Source organism: Vibrio albus (assembly GCF_003144035.1).
In the GTDB taxonomy this organism is placed as follows: Bacteria; Pseudomonadota; Gammaproteobacteria; order Enterobacterales; family Vibrionaceae; genus Vibrio; species Vibrio albus.
On record NZ_QFWT01000027.1, the window covers coordinates 1 to 1,255 of the forward strand.

Genomic DNA, 1,255 nt, shown 5'->3' on the forward strand with positions numbered 1-1,255 from the left:
GCTTGGCGACCATAGCGTTGTGGACCCACCTGATTCCATGCCGAACTCAGAAGTGAAACGCAATAGCGCCGATGGTAGTGTGGGGTTTCCCCATGTGAGAGTAGGACATCGCCAGGCTTTAAATTTTGGACACTTGCAATAGCGAGTATGCCACTGCGGAGTGGTAGTTCAGTTGGTTAGAATACCGGCCTGTCACGCCGGGGGTCGCGGGTTCGAGTCCCGTCCACTCCGCCACTATTTCTTTATTATAGAAAGTGAGAGTCGTCTCATTAAATACGAACTGCAGGGGTGTAGCTCCAATTGGCAGAGCAGCGGATTCCAAATCCGCGTGTTGGGAGTTCGAATCTCTCCACCCCTGCCATCTTCAAGGCCTCAGTCGAAAGACTGAGGCTTTTTTCATATCTGTCGTTCTATAAACTTCAAGCCTCCTAGAACCCACCTGTCATTTCTCTATCCAACGATCTCGCTATGCTTTCCAAACCAGTTTTCCGGTGCATATCCGGTCGAATGGATACCTGTGCCTCTGTGGGCTATAGAGCTATGCATTGCTGTCGCGGGATACATAGTCGAATATCGCCAACGAACAGCACTACATAGGCTTGGAGGGACTTTATACCAATCGCACTAATTAATTGGTCAAATTTGTCCAGCTTCTAAAACAGAGAGACATGACTCGGTTTGTGTCTTCTCTAAATCTGTTCCATGCTCGCTCGACAGAGTTGACTATATCTTCATAGTTTTCAAAACATCGATTGGCTAGCTCGTGCTGACGTAGCCAACTCCATACTTGTTCGATTGGATTTAATTCTGGTGAGTAAGGCGGAATGTGTATGATGGATAGATTAGGAAACTGTTCTGCTAAATGGTGCTGATGCCAACTTGCTTGATCCATTATTACAACGGAATGCTTTCCTATGGGTGTGGCTTTGGAAATCAGTTTGAGATGTTCTTTCATGACATCCATATTGCTCATGGGGTAAATCAGCGCTTCGGTTTCTCCTGTATTGATACAGACAGCACCGAAAAGATAAGCGAATTCAAATTGCTGCTGTTGTACCACTCTTAGGCGTGTCCCCTTCTCGGTCCACGCTCTTGTAGTCGTATTACGCTGACCGAATCTTGCTTCGTCCTGAAACCATATCAAAACATCATTAAGATGCACGTGGCCAGGGATCTTAAGGATCGTTTTTATTTGGAATTTTTTTAAAGTCTTCTTGTTTTTCAATGGATTGCTTTGGATGTTTTGAGCGTGTTG

Annotated in this window: 2 tRNA genes, 1 rRNA gene and 1 pseudogene; 3 read left to right on the top strand and 1 reads right to left on the bottom strand. The window is 45.7% G+C overall.

What is annotated here, in order from left to right:
• Position 1 precedes the first annotated feature (1 nt).
• From rrf to DI392_RS19340, 3 genes are all read left to right on the top strand, one after another.
• A 5S ribosomal RNA gene (rrf, locus tag DI392_RS19330) occupies positions 2–117 on the top strand.
• A gap of 40 nt (positions 118–157) precedes the next feature.
• Positions 158–234 (top strand) — tRNA-Asp (locus DI392_RS19335).
• A gap of 50 nt (positions 235–284) precedes the next feature.
• Positions 285–361: transfer RNA gene (locus DI392_RS19340), tRNA-Trp, on the top strand.
• Positions 362–628: 267 nt separating this feature from the next.
• Here DI392_RS19340 and DI392_RS19345 read toward each other — a convergent pair.
• Positions 629–1,255: pseudogene (locus DI392_RS19345) on the bottom strand (IS630 family transposase); the annotation flags it as partial.